General features: G+C 63.9%; 19 protein-coding genes. 11 read left to right on the top strand and 8 right to left on the bottom strand.

Annotated elements, in window-relative coordinates:
- Window positions 1-196 precede the first annotated feature (196 nt).
- The 3 genes from SRU_RS01350 to SRU_RS01340 all read left to right on the top strand — a co-directional run bounded on the left by SRU_RS01350 (window position 197) and on the right by SRU_RS01340 (window position 2,211).
- Window positions 197-430, top strand: coding sequence for a hypothetical protein (locus SRU_RS01350; RefSeq protein ID WP_162892244.1), 234 nt, complete (start codon window positions 197-199; stop codon window positions 428-430).
- A gap of 649 nt (window positions 431-1,079) precedes the next feature.
- On the top strand, window positions 1,080-1,565 hold the full coding sequence (locus SRU_RS01345) for a hypothetical protein (protein WP_112902877.1): 486 nt from the start codon (window positions 1,080-1,082) through the stop codon (window positions 1,563-1,565).
- A gap of 109 nt (window positions 1,566-1,674) precedes the next feature.
- Window positions 1,675-2,211: a hypothetical protein gene (locus tag SRU_RS01340; RefSeq protein WP_112902875.1), complete on the top strand. Its 537-nt coding sequence runs from the start codon at window positions 1,675-1,677 to the stop codon at window positions 2,209-2,211.
- Window positions 2,212-2,327: 116 nt separating this feature from the next.
- Here SRU_RS01340 and SRU_RS01335 read toward each other — a convergent pair whose 3' ends face one another.
- The gene (locus SRU_RS01335; protein WP_112902873.1) at window positions 2,328-2,531 is read right to left on the bottom strand and encodes a hypothetical protein; all 204 of its coding nucleotides are present in this window, start codon (window positions 2,529-2,531) and stop codon (window positions 2,328-2,330) included.
- A gap of 340 nt (window positions 2,532-2,871) precedes the next feature.
- Here SRU_RS01335 and SRU_RS01330 point away from each other — a divergent pair, with 340 nt between their 5' ends.
- On the top strand, window positions 2,872-3,750 hold the full coding sequence (locus SRU_RS01330) for a CPBP family intramembrane glutamic endopeptidase (RefSeq protein ID WP_011403027.1): 879 nt from the start codon (window positions 2,872-2,874) through the stop codon (window positions 3,748-3,750).
- A gap of 283 nt (window positions 3,751-4,033) precedes the next feature.
- Here SRU_RS01330 and SRU_RS01325 read toward each other — a convergent pair whose 3' ends face one another.
- The gene (locus tag SRU_RS01325) at window positions 4,034-4,435 is read right to left on the bottom strand and encodes a thermonuclease family protein (protein ID WP_162713336.1); all 402 of its coding nucleotides are present in this window, start codon (window positions 4,433-4,435) and stop codon (window positions 4,034-4,036) included.
- Window positions 4,436-5,313: 878 nt separating this feature from the next.
- On the opposite strand from SRU_RS01325, the gene SRU_RS01320 reads away from it, so the two are divergent.
- Window positions 5,314-5,568, top strand: a complete 255-nt coding sequence (locus SRU_RS01320; protein WP_237701828.1) for a hypothetical protein — start codon at window positions 5,314-5,316, stop codon at window positions 5,566-5,568.
- Between the two features lie 248 nt (window positions 5,569-5,816).
- On the opposite strand, the gene SRU_RS01315 is transcribed toward SRU_RS01320, so the two are convergent.
- From SRU_RS01315 to SRU_RS01305, 3 genes are all read right to left on the bottom strand, one after another.
- A complete protein-coding gene (locus SRU_RS01315; protein ID WP_011403025.1) occupies window positions 5,817-6,845 on the bottom strand; it encodes a DUF3667 domain-containing protein in 1,029 nt (342 codons plus the stop codon).
- A gap of 463 nt (window positions 6,846-7,308) precedes the next feature.
- Window positions 7,309-8,847, bottom strand: coding sequence for a flavin-containing monooxygenase (locus SRU_RS01310; RefSeq protein ID WP_011403024.1), 1,539 nt, complete (start codon window positions 8,845-8,847; stop codon window positions 7,309-7,311).
- A gap of 763 nt (window positions 8,848-9,610) precedes the next feature.
- Window positions 9,611-10,261 (bottom strand): helix-turn-helix transcriptional regulator, encoded by a 651-nt coding sequence (locus SRU_RS01305; RefSeq protein ID WP_011403023.1) that lies wholly within the window; start codon window positions 10,259-10,261, stop codon window positions 9,611-9,613.
- 184 nt (window positions 10,262-10,445) lie between these two features.
- Between SRU_RS01305 and SRU_RS01300 the strand changes: the two genes are divergently transcribed.
- The 6 genes from SRU_RS01300 to SRU_RS01275 all read left to right on the top strand — a co-directional run bounded on the left by SRU_RS01300 (window position 10,446) and on the right by SRU_RS01275 (window position 13,827).
- Window positions 10,446-10,685, top strand: coding sequence for a hypothetical protein (locus tag SRU_RS01300; protein ID WP_043551801.1), 240 nt, complete (start codon window positions 10,446-10,448; stop codon window positions 10,683-10,685).
- Window positions 10,686-10,746: 61 nt separating this feature from the next.
- On the top strand, window positions 10,747-11,091 hold the full coding sequence (gene fdxA / locus SRU_RS01295) for a ferredoxin FdxA (RefSeq protein WP_043551799.1): 345 nt from the start codon (window positions 10,747-10,749) through the stop codon (window positions 11,089-11,091).
- A 159-nt stretch (window positions 11,092-11,250) separates the two neighbouring features.
- The gene (locus tag SRU_RS01290) at window positions 11,251-11,769 is read left to right on the top strand and encodes a BrxA/BrxB family bacilliredoxin (protein WP_043551797.1); all 519 of its coding nucleotides are present in this window, start codon (window positions 11,251-11,253) and stop codon (window positions 11,767-11,769) included.
- 99 nt (window positions 11,770-11,868) lie between these two features.
- Window positions 11,869-12,099: a ferredoxin gene (locus SRU_RS01285; protein WP_011403020.1), complete on the top strand. Its 231-nt coding sequence runs from the start codon at window positions 11,869-11,871 to the stop codon at window positions 12,097-12,099.
- 135 nt (window positions 12,100-12,234) lie between these two features.
- Window positions 12,235-12,690 carry a hypothetical protein gene (locus SRU_RS01280; protein WP_011403019.1) on the top strand — a complete coding sequence of 152 codons (456 nt, stop codon included), beginning with the start codon at window positions 12,235-12,237 and terminating at the stop codon, window positions 12,688-12,690.
- Window positions 12,691-13,827 (top strand): lipoate--protein ligase, encoded by a 1,137-nt coding sequence (locus SRU_RS01275; protein WP_011403018.1) that lies wholly within the window; start codon window positions 12,691-12,693, stop codon window positions 13,825-13,827.
- 378 nt (window positions 13,828-14,205) lie between these two features.
- On the opposite strand, the gene SRU_RS01270 is transcribed toward SRU_RS01275, so the two are convergent.
- The 3 genes from SRU_RS01270 to SRU_RS01260 all read right to left on the bottom strand — a co-directional run bounded on the left by SRU_RS01270 (window position 14,206) and on the right by SRU_RS01260 (window position 19,469).
- Window positions 14,206-15,522, bottom strand: coding sequence for an alkaline phosphatase (locus SRU_RS01270; protein WP_237701826.1), 1,317 nt, complete (start codon window positions 15,520-15,522; stop codon window positions 14,206-14,208).
- 965 nt (window positions 15,523-16,487) lie between these two features.
- Window positions 16,488-18,200 carry a chaperonin GroEL gene (gene groL, locus SRU_RS01265; RefSeq protein ID WP_011403016.1) on the bottom strand — a complete coding sequence of 571 codons (1,713 nt, stop codon included), beginning with the start codon at window positions 18,198-18,200 and terminating at the stop codon, window positions 16,488-16,490.
- A gap of 42 nt (window positions 18,201-18,242) precedes the next feature.
- A complete protein-coding gene (locus SRU_RS01260; RefSeq protein WP_011403015.1) occupies window positions 18,243-19,469 on the bottom strand; it encodes an RNA-guided endonuclease InsQ/TnpB family protein in 1,227 nt (408 codons plus the stop codon).
- Window positions 19,470-19,537 lie beyond the last annotated feature (68 nt).

Here is a 19,537-nt window from a genome sequence, read left to right as displayed (position 1 = left end):
TGAAAAGCCGGACGTCCTGAAGACGCCCGATTTGGTATTCGTCGGCCTGGATAGTCGTCGGCCTGGCGGTTGAGCTTGTCGGTAGGCTTTCCGATGCTAGTTGAAACAGACATGACTTCTACATGCCTGCATGCTTGCGTGAGCCTTGAGTCTTTGCCTCAAGTCTTTCAAGTTCTCTCCTGACTAGCTGAGAGCCATGTCTGAAGATTTGGATGACCGGAGTTTTCTCTGGCTCTGGACCTGGGCGTTTGTGGCCGTGTCCTCGGCCGGATATGCCGTTGTTAACCTTATCAGTTCGGCCCCGAAAGAAGCCGGAGGTGCGCTCGGTGTTTTTCGGTTTCTCTTTGAAGTGACGCTTCCAATCGGCATGTGCGTTCTTGCCGGGTGGTTCGGAGTCGAAGAGTGGCGTAGTGGCAAATCTACCGCGTGAGCTTCTTCCCTTGCGCTGCCGTTGCAGAACAGGTGCATGTTGCCCTTGTGTGAAGGATTGCTCCCTCGTCTGTTTGGCTTAGAGAGTTGTCCTCGGGTCGCTCCGGGGCTTTTCACTCAACGGTGAGGGCCGAGTGCGTCCGTATGTTGCACACAGCCACAAGTGCAGACGACACGGTTCCGGCGGTGCCCCCCAGTGTGGTCTGTGGCGCTACCTGCCAGCTTTGCCTCTCCCCTTCCTGTCGGTAAGCCGCCGGTGGGCTCGGAGGTATTTATCGAGCCTCTCCGCGTCTTTTTCCCGGCCGAATCCAGCCGCGTCACGTCCATGTTGTCCTCCAGGTCTGCGGTTTTGACCTGCCGGGCAATCAGGTGCCTACCAGCCCGCTCTGCAAACTCAATTTAGGGGGCTTTATGTCTCGTTCTGAGAGAAGGAGTATTCCGCTTCTGAGAAAGGGAACGTCCCGCTTTTGAGAGGGCCTGGAGCCCTGGATCATCCCCGCTGCTTTGGCTTTTTTGCGCCTACCGGTTTTGCGCCTGCAAAACCGTTTGTCCTCCGCCCGATGAGTCTATTCCCGCGGGCCTGTCCTCTCCTTCAATCCCGGTCGCCTGAGCTTTCACCGCTGCCCTCAGCCAACTGCTGCCCCTGCACGATGTCTAGCCAAACCAATCCTGATGGCGCTCCTGAAGGAAACGCGCCCCGCAGTTTTGGTCTTTCCCAATCCCAGCGCTGGGGGGCCGCGTCCGGCCTTCTGTTCTTTCTCCTGGTCGTCGGGACGGACTACGCCAGTGGAGTGGCGGCCAGGGAGTGGTCGGAGCTGGCCCTAGATGCCGGCATCGTGGGCGGACTCGTTCTCGTTGTTTTCAACGCCTTCCGGAAGAGCGTCCTGGTGGGAGAGAACGAGATTCGAAAGGTCCAGCCGCTGTGGAACGACCAGTCCGTCCAGATCAGTGAGATCCGGCGGGTGCACGTCCCGACGATTGAAAGTGGGCTTTGGCTCTACACCGACCCGGACGGAAATCCGGCGCTGACGATCGGCGGGGGACTCGAAGCCCCCGAGGAGCTTGAGGAGCGGGTGACCAAGAGCGTGCCGCCGGCGGCAAAGATCACCGGACTCGGTCAGGAAGAGGAAAACTGATTGAGGAGAGCAGCCAATCGGAGCAGGCCCTCCCCCGGAGAACGAGAAGGCCACAAGGCCGGCTGACACGAGAGAACAAGCTCGGAAAAGACCAAATTCCCACTGAGCCATGACTTCTTCCACGAGCCAGGCTTCCTCCACGAGCCCGTCCTCCGCGCTAGAACGAACGGACAGGTCGGCACCGGAAAGCACCTACAGGTACGGCCGGTTCTACCACAGCCCGGTCTTCGCGCAGCTTGCAGCCGCCGCCCCATTGGCCGCCACCGCGCTCTGGATGATCTTCTCAGGGGCTGGCCCCCTGGATTTGCTCTCGGCCGCATGCTTTCTCACGATTGCTCTGCTGAGTGGGTACCAACCGGCGGGGACACTTCTCTCGGTCTTCCACCTGACCGAGGATCGGCTTCGGCAGGAGCGGCCCCTCCATGCCGACAAGGACATTCCTCTCGGCGAGGTGCGCCGTATGTTCATCGGAGGCCGTTCTGTGAAGATCTTCGTTTCGCCAGGGGCCCAGCCGGACCTTGAGTTCGGGCGCGGGCTTGAAGGCGGCGAGGAGCTGATCGGGAAGCTGGCGCGGCGGCTTCCTCCTGGTGCCGAGATTGAACATCCGTCCGGCGAGCTGGCCGGTCGGCTCGCCAGCCGGACCTGATCCTTTCGGCCGGACCCGAGCCTTTCGGCGGACCTGATCCTGTCGGCCCGGGTGGCCTCTGAGACTGCTTTCGGAGAGGGGGGTCAACGCCCCGGCAAAATCTTCTGCGAAAAGGCCTACGAGAAGGCCCCGCTCATAAACGCCAGAAAAGCTGCAACAGCGCCAATGGCGATCTGCACGGATACCGAGGTCCAGTATGTCCTCGGGTTCTTTTCCACTTCGACCCATGCTTCTGGCACGTAGGCCTTTCCAGTAAGAAGTTGCCCTGGGACGAATGAGGCCGCGAAGGCAGACACCATGCCGAGAGCAAAGTCGATCATTGGAGCTCAGCCGTTTTGACGCCGATACTGAAGCCAAGAGAAAGTGCCCTTCAATCACGTAACTTTGCCTGCACGTGACTTTGCCTGAAAGCTTGCGGTCTCTTCCTGTTTCCTCCTGCCCTGGCTACTTCAGGGCCAGCGGCTACCCTGAGGAGGCCAGCGGTTATTTCAAGGCCAGCGGCTACTTTGAATGCGAATCAGGGTTTGAGCAGAACCGACGTTTGCGGGCTCCCAGGCGGTATTGCATCGCATCGGACAGGGCTTCAATCGCGCTCAGCAGCGCCTGGGGCCCGGCCTGACGGCCCGACTCATTTAGCAGTACAACTCCTGATTTGCGCAGATGACCGCCCTTTCTAAAATTCGCCTGCGCTATTTTGCTCTCTGGGGACTACTTTTCCTGTGCTTGATGCTTGGAGTGGAGAGCGCACTCGGGCTTAACCTTCCAGACAGAGTAGTTGGCTGGACGCTCGCCATTCTCACCTTGACAGGGTGGCTTGGCCAGGCCGTATGGAGACATCGACTTGACCTCTCGGCACTGTTTGGCCCTTTTCCGACCGACCCGTCGGCATGGGGCACTGTTCTCGTTGGGGTCCTTGCTCTCGATCTCCTCGCAGAGGCTGAGTTTCACCTGCTTCTGCCTTGGCTTGAGCAGGTGTCCCCCTGGCTGGCTGACCGGTACCTGAAAAATGCAGTATCGCTCACGGGAACGACAGAATATCTTCGAGCGGCCGGATCAGCCGTGATCGTAGCCCCGCTTGTGGAGGAGTTTTTCGTCCGGGGCCTGATGTATCAGCGCTGGGCCTACGCCTGGAACCGACCTGTTCTTGCGCTCCTGGTGACCTCGGTGCTGTTCGCACTGCCGCACGGTCACGTCATAAACGCATTCATTCTTGGAGTAGTGGCTATACTTGTTTACGTCGAAACCCGTAGCCTTTGGGCTCCGATCGGGATGCACGCAATCGGGAACGCGATCACCGTGTTTGGAGGACTTCCGATGGAGGCCGGATTTGAGCTTGCCACGGGCGGGACGAGTAGTGGCGTTGTTGTCGGCTGGCTCTCCCTGATCGTGTCGGGCCTTCTTCTGGCCTGGCTTCTTAGGCGCTGCTGGGGGGCGCTCTACGAGCCGCTTCCGTATATCGAACATGAACAGCGTTCGGAGGAAATCTCCAACGGCGAGGAAGCTCCCGATGACAAAACGGCCGTAGCGGATCGGGCATGACACTGATTTGCGCACCCATGCCAATCAGGGGTTGAGCTGCCAAATTGGACTCCAGCCGCTGCTGAACGTGGTTCGGTTTTCGGCCGGTCCGGTTCAACGTCGTGTCGGAGCCTACAAGCACCGGTCCTACTCAACTCCTGATTCGCATCTTTTGTCTTTTAGCAAGAGTCTTCTGGCAAGAGCACGTTCGAAGAGTACTTTTAACTTGAGTGTGTCGGGCAAGCATGCCAATACAAAGCGGGCAGAGGCGTTCGAACCTCGGGGAGGGTTTTCCTACCTGGTTTCACTCCCGCCACGCCCAGGGTGGGGTTGGGGCCTCCTGCTGCCAGAGCCCCACCTCCTCCCGGCGGGCCTCCTGCTCCAGGCTTCGTAGCTGAGCGGAGGAAGGCCCCCGCTGGTCCTGCCACGCCAGCCCCAGGCGGATGAGGGCCCGGCCCACGTCCTGATTTCCACTGCTGCCCTTTCCAGCATTGCCCTTTCCAGTGGTGTCCTTTCCAGTGGTGTCCTCTCCGGGACTGCCTGTCTCCTCGGCCACGACGCTCCCGGTAATCCGGCCCTCCGGCCCGGCGCGCCGGGCCGCCACGTGGAGACGCTTCCCTCCGCAAATCCGGCCGGCCGCTTCCGTAGCCGCCGCCCCGAACGGCTGGCCCGGCCTCGGGGCCTGGATGCCCCAGAGGTAGACCACGGCGGGGACTCGCCCGACAGCTGCTCCGGAGCGCTCGGGCGCAGATACCTCGGAAACGGAGAGGCCTACCCTCAGCGCGTCGCCGCTGAGAGCTTCGAGGAAGACCACCTCAACTGTGGCAGGAATCGGGATGCCAGCAGGCGATTGCTCCTGACTGTTCTCCTGGCGAAGAGCATCGTCTTGGCGAGAGAAGTTCTTATCGTTTTGAGAGCAGTGAAATTCAGACATATGTAGCGGACCGACCCTACGGAGAGCCGGCGTGAGGAGATGCCATCGCTCTGCGGCAGGGGCCTAGCCGACAGATCTGTAACACAATCAGCCGCAAAAACTCTGCCGGGTACGTTCTCTTCTCGACTGAGGACAGTATCTGTCGATTGACCTGTCCGTTGCAAGGGGCCACCGGGCCAGTCGCCGCGTGAACCTCTAGTCCCGAAGTCCTCTGACTGAAACCTCTGAAAACGGGATATAACGGGGCCTTATCGGCCGGCTTGAATGCCGCCTGTAACTTTGCTCCAAATGTCCTCTCCACCGGAAAAGCCCTCCTGTCTGCTCGTATCTGCCCATGCCCAGCAGGCACAGCTGGGTGCCTGGGTATTTGTAGCCGGACGCCCAGAGCCGGGCGTCTACAGCCGGGCAGTGGGATCCCGGGTGGCGGCCGAGCCTGCGAGAGTGCCCGGTGTGCCGCCGAGCCGGATGTGCTGCCGAGAAGAACGCCAACAGCGTCGGGCTGCTCTTCCAGACATCTACCCATCCAGGCATCTGCCCTTCCAGACATGGAGCCTTCAAAGATGGAGCCTTCAAAGATGGAGCCTTCAAGCATGGAATCTCCAAACGCCGGATCTCCAGACGTGGGACCTCCAAGCTTGGAGTCCTCAAGCGTGGAATCTTCAGGTTCAGAAGATCGAGGAAAGGCCTGGGCCGAGCGCTGCCCGATCGGCGAGGAGAGCCCTGCTCGGCGTGAGGCTTGGCGCCAGGGCTGGGAATACCGCAAAGAGCGGGGCCCCGGCACCCCGAAGATGGAGGTGGCAGCGGAGATGGCCGGGAGGCCCGATCTCGTGTCGGAGTGGCTGGAGGGCTTTGGCGCCGCCGATGAGCACTTCACCGGTCCTGAGGCCGGGCCGCTGACGCTTTGATCTTCCCGAGGCTCTCCTCCTCGTGGAAGGGACTCTTCTTGCGGAAGTGTGCCCTGGCCGCCTGCAAGACGGTCTTCTGGTCAGGTCGGCCGCCGGGCCCGCGCCCAGAGCGAGCCACCGCCCGCTCGGCCCGGCGCTTCGTTTTCACTGATAGGCACCCCTGGAACCCGGAGGCTGCCCCCCCGCGGCCCCCGGCAGAGGCTGCTCTCCTCGGTGATGTAGCAGTCGACCGCTTCCGCCCCCGACAGCTACCGCAGGCGGTAGTAGGCCTCCGCGCCTGCGTGCAGAAGAAGTGGAACCGCGCTGAGAATTCCCATCCCGGCAAACAGCGCCCCAGCTACCGCCGGCGCCCCTTCCGGCGTGCCGAACCTTTCAGGACGGGTCAGTGCCAGCCACCCGGCGTGTCCCAGCAGGAATATCCAGCTGATTGCCATCCCTTCAATCAATGCCCACCCCGCAGCAAAAGCGCCCTTCAGCCCCGGCCTCCATCCCGGGCCGAAGCACCGGTGGGCCGTGAATCCGACAAACCCAACCTGAATAACCACCGTGAGCAGAAAGCTCGGGGTCTTCAAGGGCTGTCCCGTCCACAAAAACACGGCGGGCGAGCACAGAAGCTTGGCTCCCTGATTGAGCAGCTCCAGGTGCCCGCTCAGGAACGCGCCAAGCGTCAGCGCCTCTCCGGCCCGACTCAGCCGCTCGCCAAACAAGCGAAAAAGCAGCGCCCCCAGCAAGACCGCCATCAGCAGGGCCGACAGGGTCCAGATCTGGGCTCCGAAGAACTGCTTCCACTGGCCGAGGGCCGCAAAGATGGACTCCACGAGCAGGCCCGTAGTCTCATCGTCGGTGGCGGGAGGGGTCGGGCCATCAAACGGGTCTTCTCCTACCCCCGTCCAGGCGAGAAACCGATTGATCCCGATGCCGATGATCACCGACGCCAAGAGGTAGCGCCCCGGGCTTGCCAGCCCAGCCCGGGCTCCCTCCAGGTACCGGCGGAGGGTGTTCCCCGGGCGAAGAGTGAGCCCGACGAGCGTCGGCCAGAAGCCGTTTTCGATGTCGAACAGTTCTCGGAAGAAGCCGCCGACCACGGCGGTGGCCGAAATGGGGGGATCTGCCGCCTGGCCGCAGCTCGGGCAGTAGTCGCTGGCAAACGGCGTCCCGCAGCTGGGACACTCGGTGGCCCGGGTGAGCCCCTCGGTGGCAGTTTCATGGGCTCCCGAAGCCCGTTTTTCCGAAGCCGACTCTTCCTGCCGGTGTTGCTCGCTGGGGCCAGAAGACATGGGAGAAGAAGCCAGCAGCCGGAAGACGCGGTTTGACTCCGTGGTGCAGGTTGCCTTTGCAGCCAAGGGGGCCGCCGTGCCTCCCAAGGTGCGCCCCCACCCAGGCAGGCGTGCCGAGCCTGAGAGCACCCAAATGCAGAGCGAGAGCGATCTTTCCCCCGCAGGCTACCGGCACAGAGGCCACAGACGAAGAAGAGGCTCGTCTCGGAGCGTACGGAAAAAGGCTGGGGCCCCGAAACGAGCCTGTGTGGCCATCGTGAGCGACAGGAGCGGGCCGGCCCGACGCAAGACAGTGGCTTGAACTTTAAATTTCTTACCGTGTCTTAGCCACCAGTATACAAAATCACAGCCCCGGGTCGTCAATCCCTTGGCGTGACGGTGATGTTATGTGCCGTGAAGGGCCAGTGGACTACAGTCTGTGCTTCGGGCCGGTCGCGGTGAAACGGGCCGCTTTGGGCCGCTCTCAGCGCGCCGCAGCGGGGCGCCGGGTGTGGCGTATCATGGCGTACTCCGACGGGTCGAAGTCGGTAACGCGGCGGCGGAAGGCGGCAACGGAGCACGGCCACAGCACGGCGTTGCGGCCCGTGGTGTCGAGGTACCAGCTGCGGCACCCGCCGTCGGTCCAGACGGTGCCCTCCGACCAGCGGTCCACCTGGCGCACGAAGCGGGCCTGCGCGGCAGCCCGCGGCTCGACGGCGGCGATCCCCGCGTCGCCCATGTGCCGCAGCGCGCCGAGGATGTGTTCGATTTGTGCCTCGATCATCGGCAGAATCGAGTTGTGGCCGAGACCGGTGTTCGGGCCCCGAAGAAGAAACAGATTCGGATACCCCGCCACCGTCGTGCCCAGGTGCGCCCGCGGGGAGTCGCCCCAGGTCTCCGCCAGCGCCCGCCCCTCCCGGCCGTAGATGCTGTGGCTAAGCGGCATCTTCGTCGACTGAAACCCCGTGCAGTAGACGATCACATCAGCGTCGCGGGGGCCCGCCGGCCCGGACACGTCCTCTGGCCCAGACACGCCCTCCGGATGCACCTCGCGGGCGGCCCCGTCGACGACGGTCACGTTCGGCTCCGAGAGAGCAGGGAGGTACGTATCCGAGTGGAGAATGCGCTTGCAGCCGAGCGCGTAGTCGGGGATCAGCGTCTCGCGCAGATCGGGGTCTGAGATCTGGCTCCGCATCCAGTACCGGACGAGCGGCTCCACGAGGCGAGCGACGCGCCGGTCCCAGAAGAGCCAGCCGGTGGCCTCGCGGAGGTGGTGCAACGCGAAGCGCCAGGCCCGCAGGAGCATCGGCACGCGGCGAAACAGCTCGTGGACGGCCGGTGGGATCTCCCGGTCCCCATGCGGGACCACCCACGCCGGCGTGCGCTGGAAGAGCGTCAGGTGCTCGACGTGCGGCTGCAGCGCCGGCACGATCTGCACCGCCGAGGCCCCCGTGCCGACGACGGCCACGCGGCGCCCGGACGGGTCAAAGCCCTCGGGCCAGCCGGACGAGTGAAACGCCCGGCCCTCGAAGCGCTCTTGCCCGGGCAGGTCGGGGATGAGGGGCTGGGAGTGGGCCCCGACGCCACAGATGAGCGCCCGCGCCACGTAGGTCCCCTCCGATGTCTCGATGTGCCAGCGACGGTCGTCCTCGTCCCACACTGCGCGACGGACCGCGTGCCCGAACCGGATGTGCGGGCGCACGCCGAACTGCGTCGCACACTGCTTCAGGTAGGCAAAGATCTCATCCCGCCCCGCAAAGCGACGGCTCCAGTCTGCCTTCGGCGCGAAGGAAAACGAATAGAGGTGCGAGGCGGTGTCGCAGGCACAGCCCGGATAGCGGTTCTCGCGCCAGACGCCCCCGACCTCGTCTGCGCGCTCAAGTACGACGATGTCCGTCATGCCCTCCTGCAGGAGCCGAATCGCTGCGCCGAGCCCGGCGAAGCCTGTTCCAATGATCGCGACATCGGCCTCTGCCGTGTCGGCATCCCTCGTGGCGGGTGCGGGTGGGTTCGTGGATGGCATCTGGATGGACTACGTCTGGATGGGTTGCACCTGGATGGACGAGATCTACGTGTAGATGTTAATGCATGCGCGGGGCGCACGATCTGTCTCCATCAAAATCAAATCGTAGGCGCTTGCCGTGGGCGATTCGGGCCGGCAACCGATCGGGATCGGCATGCTGCAGCCCGCACAGACGAGCCAAGCGTCGTGCCGCCCAGCGCCAGCGGTACGCCCAGGGCGTCGTGACGTCAGCAGAAGGCGAGTCCTCCCGAGAGCGACGGGGCAGCTCGTTGACACGCAGATTGGCACCGCCCCCCACAGCGACGGGCCCTACCGCATCGAAGAGATTCCGACAGGCCCCTACGACCTGCGCGTCAGGTTGGGGGGTTTGGCGCCACCACAGTCCCCCATCACGGTCGGGGCCGGAGCCGAACCGCCCCGCGCAATTGCCCGCGAAGGCGCCGTCGTCCCGGCGCAGAAGCGGACTTCAAGCCCTTGAAGACGTGCCGGTGGTGCTCTCCGGCGGGCAGCGAGTGCGGCCCGGCTGGCGCGCACGCCCGCAAGTGGCTAGAGCTCGTCGTGGAAGCCGGCCCCTCAGGCTTCTGAGTGCGCTTCGGGGTCCGCCCCGGAAAGTCGCTCCAGAGAGGCAGCCCCTCTCGGACTTCGCTTCCGGACGGCCTACGTCGAACGGTTCGCTCTGCCAGTTGCTCTCTGCCAAGGCGCCCGTCTTCTCGCCTTCCAGAGGGAGACCCCACCGCTGTCGTTGCCACGGCTGCCGTTGCCCCTACTGCTGTTGAAGGACCGGCAGCTCATAGGCACAGGCCTCATCCCCATCGGGAATGTGACGCGTCCGCTCCACGCGCCCGAACAGGGCTTCGTAAAAGCAGGTCTCCGACGCGCAGGGAAGCTCGGTGGCGCCGATAATCTCCGCGAACGGGCAGTTGCACTCCTCGACGACGACCCTGTCCTCCTCAACGCGCACCTCGGGCATAAATCCAGCCTCTTCGAGCACCGCCTTCAGAACGTCAACGATCTGCCGCGTGTCCGCCGACTCCAACGATCCGGAGAGACGGCGCTCCACCTCGTCCAGGCGGTCGTTCCAGAACGACTGGAAGAACTCCTCAATGAGCTGATCCCGTCCCTGCTCCTCCAGATACGCCAGAAACTCGGCAAAGACCGCCCCCTCCCGCCGGGGAAAGAGCCGCTCGGCACGCGAGGTCATGCGGTAGCACATGCTCGGGCGCCCGCGTCCCTCTCGCTTAGAACGACGGGTCACGAGTCCATCTCGTCCCATCTGATCGAGGTGGTCCCGCAGCGTCGGGCGCGCCCGGTCGATCTTCTCCAGCGCGTCGTTGAGGGTGATTTCACCCCGACGGTTCATGAGCCGGAGAAGCCGACGTTTTGTCTCGGACTGAAGAAGGTCGAGGACGGGCATGGGGACAAGATGAATGACGAGCGATTACAGCGGGGCCGGGCGCCTGCGTATGCGTGCCGACAGGATACGGTTTTGTGTAGAGAGCATCAATTAAAAGATATTCGGCACGTAAATGTTGAAAATACGGGGGCCTCTTTTCTCCTTGGTGTATGCGCTGGTGCACGGACCCGATCCCTCGTTGAGCATGCAAATCCCGCCGTTTCACGTTGCCGAAGACGGAGAAGCCATCGGCATGCTCCGGCGATTCTCAGCACGCTTTCGGCTCAGCCCCGCCTCGGTGCTGGAGTGCCTGCGCCGCCATGCCCCGACCTCCGTTCTTCTGGAGGCCGGACGCGGCCGGCGCCAGCTGCTTGCCGTGAGCGCGGACGGGCTTCGGGCCCTCCGTGATTGCGCGTCGTCCGGCAACGCTCAGGGAACGCCCTGATGGCCCGGGCCGGCTTTTCGGCCGTGAGACTGTAACGAACTGCCTGTCGCTCTTCCTCCGTATGCCGTACGTCGTTGCCGAGCCCTGTATTAACTGCAAGTACACCGACTGCGTCGAGGTCTGCCCGGTAGACTGCTTCTACGAGGGCCCGAACTTTCTGGCGATTCAGCCCGACGAGTGCATCGACTGCAACGCCTGCGTGCCCGTCTGTCCGGTCGAGGCCATCTACCCGGAAGACCAGCTTCCGGAGGAGTGGGAGCACTACACGCAGTGGAACGAGTATCTGGCCAACCAGTGGCGCGATCTCGGCTACAACGTGACGGAAAAGACCGGCCCCCTCGACGACGCGGAGGCGTGGGAGGACGCCGAAAAGTCCGAGGAGGACATCCTGACGTGGGACGTGTGAGGGGCCCGAGTGGGAACCGGAGAGCACGGGTCGCCCTCCCCTCGGGGATGCGTTGCAGTCCCGGTCGCACGACCGATCAAGACGAAGAACAGTGAGGCCCCCGGCAGGGCCTCTACGCTTATTCTCGCTATTCATTCGATCACTTGCCCTTCCGGTCTCATGCCCTACCCCAAGTCCATGGTCGAGCCGATGCGCAAGGAGCTCACGCGCCTCGGCATCGACGAGCTCAAAAGCCCCGACGACGTCGACGCGGCCTTCGGAGCCGCCGAGGACGAGACCCTGCTCCTCATCATCAACTCCGTGTGCGGTTGCGCGGCGGGCGGCGCCCGGCCGGCCGTGGCGCAGGCCCTGGAAACCGGCCCGACGCCGGACCACGCGGTGACGGTGTTCGCCGGCCAGGACGTGGCGGCCACCGACTACGTCCGGGACACGCATCTGCCCGGCATTCCCCCGTCCTCGCCGTTCATGGCCCTCTTCCGGAACGGCCAGCCGGTCTACGTCATCGAGCGGAAACACATTGAGGGCCGAGAGCCGGCGGCGATCAGCGCGGACCTGGTCGAGGCCCTCCAGGCGTACTGCACCGACGAGGCGCCCCCGTCGGATGCCCCGAGTCGCCCCGACCTCAGCTCGTCGCCCAACGCCGGGGGCCTGCCCTCCACGTTCCAGTCGATTAGCTGACCCCGTCGCGCCTGCTCGCCCCACCGCCCTGGGGAGGCCCATCGTGGGTAGGACCGTCCTGAGTAGGAGACGTACCTCTCACCAACAACAGCCTGAACGATGACACGCGACATTGCGGGCCTGACCGTTGAAATTGACCGGACCCTTTGTATCGGGTCGGGCAGCTGCGTCGGGCTCGCCGGCGAAATCTTCGAGATCGACGAACAAAACCTCGTGCGCTTCCAGGAGGATCCCCCGGACATCGATCCGGAGCGGCTGAAGGAGGCCTGTGCCGTGTGCCCGGTCGATGCGCTCCGGGTTTATGATGACGACGAGCAGGTGGTGCCGTAACGCGCCCATCCTCATTTTTCCAAAACGCTGCAAGGAACGAGAACGCCCCGGCGCGCCGCTCTTTCCTCGCGTCGGGGCGCGTGCCTCCCCAGAGGTCTGCTTGTCAGCTACTGGTTCAAACCCCACTATTGCTCCATGAGCTCAACTACGACGGAGGACCGCGCCGACGAGTCGCCCCCCAGCCTGTGGGATTGGGGCCTCAAGGTGGCCGCCTCGGTGGGCCTGGCCGGCATGCTTTGCTGCGTGGCCCCGGCCGTGCTGTTTGCCGTGGGCCTGATGGGGGGCATTTACGCCATCTCCTTCGCCGATCTCTTCTACGCCCCCGACGGATCGGCGGGACTGGGCGCCTGGCTCCTTCGGGGCGTTGCCGCACTCGTTGGGCTCGTCGGCACGTGGCTCTACCACCGCCGACAGAACCAGTGCTCGATTGACCCGGCCCGCAAACGGAAAAACCTCGCGCTCTTTGCCCTCCTCGTGGTCGTGCTCGGCACAGGCTTTTATCTCTCGTTCGAAGAGCTGACGAGCTGGTACTTCAACGAGTACATCGTCCCCGCCCAGCAGGCTGAATACGAGTCGATGTCCGGGACGTAGATGCTGCCCGGCCCCCTCCTCGGTGGTTCCCGCATCCGCTCCTGTCCGTCCCCCATGTCGTCTTCGCTTCCGGCCCCCGAGCTTTCGGCCCCCGATGCGCCGCCCCCGTCGCCCGACGACGCCCGGGCCGCGCCCCTGGTCCTGATCGACAACGAGGGGGTGACGGACCCGACCCTTAACCTTGCGCTTGAGGAATGGACGCTCCGGAATTTGGACCCGCAGTACCGGTACCTCCTCTTCTACGTCAACGAGCCGTCCATCATCATCGGGCGCAACCAAAACACCCTCGAAGAGATCAACCGGGCCTACGTGGAGGACCGAAACGTCCGCGTGGTGCGCCGCATGTCCGGGGGCGGAGCGGTGTACCACGACGAGGGGAACCTCAACTTCAGCTTCATGACGGACTACAAGCCGGGTCGCCTCCACAACTTCAACCGCTTTACGCGCCCCCTGCGCCGCGTGCTCGCCTCGATGGGCGTGGAGGCTGAACTGGAGGGCCGAAACGACCTGGTGGCGGGCGACGGCCGCAAGATCTCCGGGAACGCGCAGTTCTCCACCCCCCGGCGCATGTTCAGCCACGGCACGCTCATGTTCAACACCGACCGCAAGGCCCTGGCCCGCGCCCTGGACGTAACGCCGGATAAGATCGACTCGAAGGCACACCAGTCCGTGCGCAAGCGCGTGGCCAACATCTCCGAGGTCGGCGGCCGCGTCTACGATGTCCCCACCTTCCGGCGCCTCCTCGTCGACGGCCTCTTTCCCCAGGACGAGACGCCGGTCTACACCCTTCGCAGCGACGAATGGGACGCCGTCGAGGACCTTGCCGAGCGCCGCTACCGGCGGTGGGCGTGGAACGTGGGGGCGTCCCCGCCCTTCGACGTGCGCCGGCGCGAGCGTTTTGAAGAAGGAGAAGTCGACGTGCGGCTGGGCATCGAGGACGGCAAGATCGACCGCATTCAAATCTACGGCGACTTTCTGGGCACCTGGGGCACCACGGCCCCGCTGGAGCACCACCTCCGCGGCACCCCGTACGCGCCGGAGGCCCTTCGAACAAAGCTGGCAGGGGTGGACGTGTCGCCCCTGCTCGGGGGCCTCACCAACGACGACTTCCTGGCGCTGCTCTACGAGGAGGGCTGACGCCAGAACGATTTCGTCACCCGGATCGCGCACTTCGACCGGTGGTTCCCGGTCCGGGACCGGCCCAACGGGGCGCCGGCGCCGATCAGGGAACCGGTGCGTTGGACGATCCAGCCCGCTTGCGGGAGCCACAGGAGGACCTCGGCCGGCTCGGGGACTTCGCTGCCCGGAGCCAGGCAGAGACCACCCCCCGAGCGTGCGCTTCGGACCTGGAGGACTTCCGCCCCTGGTGCGGGGGACGGGCCGGGAGTGGCTTCCGGCCAGGCCGGCCCCCGGTGCCCCATGCATCCGGGGCCCGCGCCGGGGCCTTCAGCCTCGCGACCCTCGGAGGAAGCGCCCTCGGCGGCTGCTTCAAGTGGTGGGTGCGCCAGGCAACAGCTACCGGGCGTCCCGCCCCGCACGCAGGGTGCCGGTGAGCGACTCCAGATCCACATCCATGAGGTTTGCAAGCTTTTGGGCAATGGTGGTGTTGTCGTGGTGGCCGACAAACGCGTTTGCCCCGGGCCCGTAGGCGTAGAGGTTCACGTCAACTGCCGTGTGGGCGTGGCTCGTCCACCCGACCAGGGCCTGCCGGTTGACAAGTGGAGAGACGGCGTTTCCGACGGCGTAGGGCCCCTCGACCGCCATCAGGTTGGAGACGATCTCCGTCGGCACGTCTTGAACGCCGGTCAGGCGGGTCAACGTGCCGGCAATGCGCTTCCGCTTTGCCGCCTCGCTTGCTCCGGTGGAGCGGATCGATCGGATGCTGTCGGCAATGGCGCCGCTGGAGGCCTCCACGGCGGCCAGCGTCTCCGGGCGCCAGGAGTAGATCCCCTCTCCGTCCCGGTTTCGGCCCAGCGTGAGACCGCCGGTCTCGTGGTCCGACACGATGACCACCAGCGTGTTGTCGTCCTCCTGGGCAGCCTCCAGCGCGCTCTTTGCCGCCCGGTTGAAGGCCAGGATGTCTCGGAGGTGAGAAGCGGCGTCGTTGCCGTGGCCGGCATGGTCGATGCGGCTGCCCTCGACCATCAGGAAGTATCCCTCCCCGTTGCCGGACAGGCGGTCGATGGCGGTTTCCGTCATCGCCGCGAGGCTTGGCTGCTGGGTGTGGTCGCGGTCGATCTCGTAGGCCATGTGCCCTGGGCTGAACAGGCCCAGAAGGCGATTCTCCTGCGTCTGGCCCTCGCCGGCTCGGCTCAATTCGCTCGCCGTCTGGACCACCTCGTACCCCCGGTCCTGGGCCGCCTGCAGAAGGTCGAGGTCGTCCTCCCGGGCGCTTCCCTCAGCCGACTGAGGCAGGAAGTGGCGCCGGCCCCCACCCAGCATGACCTCGATGTCCTTGTTGAGCTGCTGGCGAGCGATGCGGTTCTCCTGACCGCGGTCCGGCACATGGGACGAGAAGACCGCCGGGGTGGCGTGGGTCAGGCGACTCGTCACGACAAGCCCGGTGGACATGCCGCGCCGCTCGGCCCCCTCCAGCAGCGTCGCCACCGCCTGGCGGGAGGTATCGACCGCAACCGCCCCGTTGTAGGTTTTTGTGCCCGTAGCGAGGGCCGTGCCCCCGGCCGCCGAGTCGGTGATGTAGCTGTCAGAGGCGTAGGTGCGAATGCTCCCTACCTGGAGGCTATCGTAGGGAAGCTCCTTCTGGCCGTCGCGCCACCGGAGGTAGTCCCGGGCCATGGTCACGCTGGCGGGCCCGAAGCCATCAGGGATCATGAGGATAACGTTCGGGGCCTCCTCGGGCGCAGGGGCATCCGGAACGGTCTGCGCCGGGGCCGGACCGGCCAAAAGCAGGCAAAGGACAAGGGCAGCGAAGAACGGGCGGACTGCGGAGACCAGGCGGGATGCAGGGAGCAAGTGGAACGTGGATGAGCGCACCGGCATGTATCGAAAATTGGCGTGTTGACGAACGAGTTTGCATTCTGGAAGGCCCGCAAAATTTACCAGAAACAAGCCCCACACACAAACGGCCCCTGGCGGGCACGAAGCCCCGGGTGGCAGGGGTGGATCTCTGTAGGGCATGATGGCACCCTAAAATCGGTTCGTTCGGGCCAGAACGTGAGTAGATGGACACCGCCAGGCCCCAGTCAGCATCGTCGCCGGGCATGAGGCGCTCGGAGCCAATCCTGAAGCCTCCCAGTCCTGATGTCTCGAATTGGACTTCTCGCGTTGACCGTGTTGACCGTGACCGCCCCCGGTGCCCGTTATAGTATTGAGTGAGCGCGAGAGAGCAGTAAAACATCCGCCTTTAGGCGGGTGATACACGGACTCTCTCGCAAGCCTGGCAAAACAATGAGCTTCCTTTGAGGTACCACTCGATGTCATACCGATAACCAAAGTATGATACAGTTTGCTTTTGAGAATCTGTACCGTCGGGCTGACGGGAGAGGCTTCGGCCTCTAATGCCTGCGGAGGGCATGTAAGACCTGAAGTGAAAGGACCTCAGGCAGGCCCTGTGAAACAGGAATTCTTTTCCGTGAGGAAGAATCCCCTCGATTCATCGAGGGGAGAAGTCAATCCCCAGCGACCAGACCGGGCTGTCAGGGCATTTTTCGTCCGGGAGGCAGAAGCGGCATGGGACAAACAAAAAAGCTGCCCCTCCCAAGAAGCGGGAAGGGCAGCTTTCGTCGTAGGAGAGTGCTCCATTGCGGGGCGGTCGCGGCACACGGAGCGGATGGGCGTTACATCATGCCACCCATGCCACCCATGCCGCCCATGCCGCCGGCACCGCCAGCAGGCATTCCGCCGCCACCGCCGCCACCGCCGTCGTCGTCGTCCTCGTCTTCGAGGTCGGCGATTACAGCTTCGGTGGTCAGCAGCATGCCGCCCACGGACGCGGCGTTCTCCAGCGCAGAGCGCGTGACCTTCGTCGGGTCGAGCACGCCCTGATCAAGAAGATCTCCGTACTCCTCGGTGCGGGCGTTGAAGCCGAAGTCGCCCTCGCCGTCCTTCACCTTCTGGACGACGATCGAGCCTTCGTGGCCGGTGTTCTCGGCGATCTGGCGCAGCGGGGCCTCCAGGGCCTCCCGCACGATCGAGACGCCGATCTCCTGGTCCTCGTTCTCGACCTCGACCTCTTCGATGGACTCAAGGGCGCGGAGGTAGGCCACGCCGCCGCCCGGAAGCACGCCTTCGTCGACGGCCGCGCGGGTCGCGCTGAGCGCATCCTCCACCAGCGCCTTCTGGGCCTTCATCTCCGGCTCGGTCGCGGCGCCCACGTTCAGCACCGCCACGCCGCCGGCAAGCTTCGCGAGGCGCTCCTGCAGCTTCTCCTGGTCGTAGTCGGAGGTGGAGTTGGCGATCTGCTGCCGGATCTGGTTGACCCGGGCCTCAATCTCCTCCTCCGAGCCTTCGCCGCCAACAATCGTCGTGTTGTCCTGGTCGATGGTGACGCGGTCGGCCTGCCCGAGGTAGTCGAGCGTGGCGTTCTCGAGGCGGTAGCCCTTCTCCTCGCTGATGACCGTGCCGCCGGTGAGGACGGCGATGTCCTCGAGCATCGACTGGCGACGGTCGCCGAATCCGGGCGCCTTCACGGCGGAGACCTTCAGCGTGCCGCGCATCTTGTTCACCACGAGCGTGGCGAGGGCCTCTCCCTCCACGTCCTCGGCGATGATCAGCAGCGGGTTGCTGGTCTGGCTGACCTTCTCGAGGATCGGCAGCAGGTCCTGCATGTTGCCGACCTCGTCGTCGTAGATGAGAATGTAGGCATCCTCGAGCACCGCCTCCATCTCCTCGGAGTCGGTCACGAAGTAGGGGGAGAGGTAGCCGCGGTCGAACTGCATGCCCTCGACCACGTCGAGGTACGTCTCGATGCCGCGGGCCTCCTCGACGGTGATCACACCGTCCTGCCCAACACGCTCAAACGCGTCGGCGATGAGATCGCCAATCGCGTCGTCGTTGTTGGCCGAAATCGTGGCGACCTGCGAGATGCGGTCCTTACCCTCGACCGGGTCGCTCTGGTTGCGAAGGTGCGTCACGACCTCCTCGGCCGCCGCGGTGATGCCGCGCTTCACGTCCATCGGGTTGGCGCCGGACGTGACGCTCTTCATGCCAGCGTTGATGACGGACTGGGCCAGCACGGTCGCCGTCGTCGTGCCGTCGCCGGCGTCGTCGTTGGTCTTCGACGCGGCCTCCTTCAGCACCTGGGCGCCGATGTTGGGAAGGCGCTCCTCCAATTCAATTTCTTTTGCGACTGTGACGCCGTCCTTCGTGATCGTCGGGGCGCCAAAGGATTTCTCAAGCACGACGTTCCGCCCCTTCGGGCCGAGCGTGACCTTGACGGCTTCCGCCATCTGGTCCACGCCCTCCTGGAGGGCGCTTCGTGCATCAGAGTCAAACCTTATTTGCTTCGCCTTGACTTCTCCCCCGGATAAATCCGGGGGATTCTTGCTCACGCGACGGGCATAGAAGCTGTCGCTTCGTGCCCGTACTCAGAATTACTCATTCACAGGACCATGCGCGTTTGCCCCGAACCGTTCGATCCGGAAGGCGTCCCGCGTCTTACTGTGTCCTCCAGAGTCATTAGCCTTTTGGAAGGCTCCCGCCAGCCCAGCGGTACGAATGTTTTTGGCGGCGTTGATGTCCCGGTCGTGGGTGGTATCACAACGAGGGCAGTCCCACGACCGCACCGACAGCGGCTTGCTCTCGGTGACGTAGCCGCATTCAGAACATCTTTTGGTCGAAGGGAACCAGCGGTCGATCTTGACAACCGTCCGGCCAGCTTCCTTGGCCTTATACTCGATCATCCGGACGAGCGTCGACCATCCGGTGTCGCTGATGGGTCGAGCGAGACTTCGGTTTTGCTGCATTCCTTTGACGCTTAAGCTCTCCAGGGCGATGACTTGGTTCTCGTCAACGACCCGTCGAGACAGCTTGTGAAGAAAGTCCTCTCGTTTGTCCTTGATCTCGGCGTGGATTTTCGCTACGCGCCGCTTTTGCTTCTTCCAGTTCTCGCTCGGACCGTCAGATCCATTCTTCTCCTTACGAGAAAGACGGCGCTGCGCTTTGCGAAGACGGTACAGGTCATTTTCCAAATGCCTCGGATTGCCCGATTTCCAACCGTCGGAGGTGACAACGATGTCGGCTATGCCCAGATCAATGCCGACCGACTTCTGGTTGCCATCTCCGTCGGTGACTGTTGGCTCTGGGTCCGGTTCAGGCACCGCGGAAGTGATACTCACGAAGTACCGACCTGCCGGATCTTTCGTGAGCGTGACCGAGGTCGGTTTAGCTTCGTCGGGAAGATCACGGCTCCAACGCACGTTCAGGCTTCCCGGCACTTTCGCCACCGACAGTTTCTTGCCGTGAAGCGTGAAGGCGTTGGAGGCAAAGCGAGCAGCCTGTTTATCGTGCTTCGACTTAAAATTGGGATACCCACACCGCCCATCGAAGAAATTCTGAAAGGCTTGGTCGAGGTCGCGGAGCTTCTGTTGAAGCGCCACCGACGAGACCTCGCGGAGCCAAGTTTTCTCTTTCTTGAGGTCGGTCAGACGCTTGGCGGTATCAGTGTAGCTCAGGCTCTCACCTTCTTCGTAGTAGGCATCGGTACGAAGCTCCAAGGCCCAATTCCATACGTACCGGGTGTGCCCGAAGACTTTGGCGAGAACCGCCTTCTGCTTATCGGTCGGGTAGAACCGATACTTGAAGCCTTTCTTTTGAGCCATGTTTTTTACAGCAACATAGTTAGTAGCTGTAAGTTTCGGGAGAGCATCAATTCATTCTCACTCCGCTG

Origin of the sequence: Salinibacter ruber DSM 13855 (genome assembly GCF_000013045.1) — a bacterium.
GTDB classification, from domain to species: Bacteria; Bacteroidota; Rhodothermia; order Rhodothermales; family Salinibacteraceae; genus Salinibacter; species Salinibacter ruber.
This window is presented reverse-complemented; position numbering and strand designations above follow the sequence as displayed.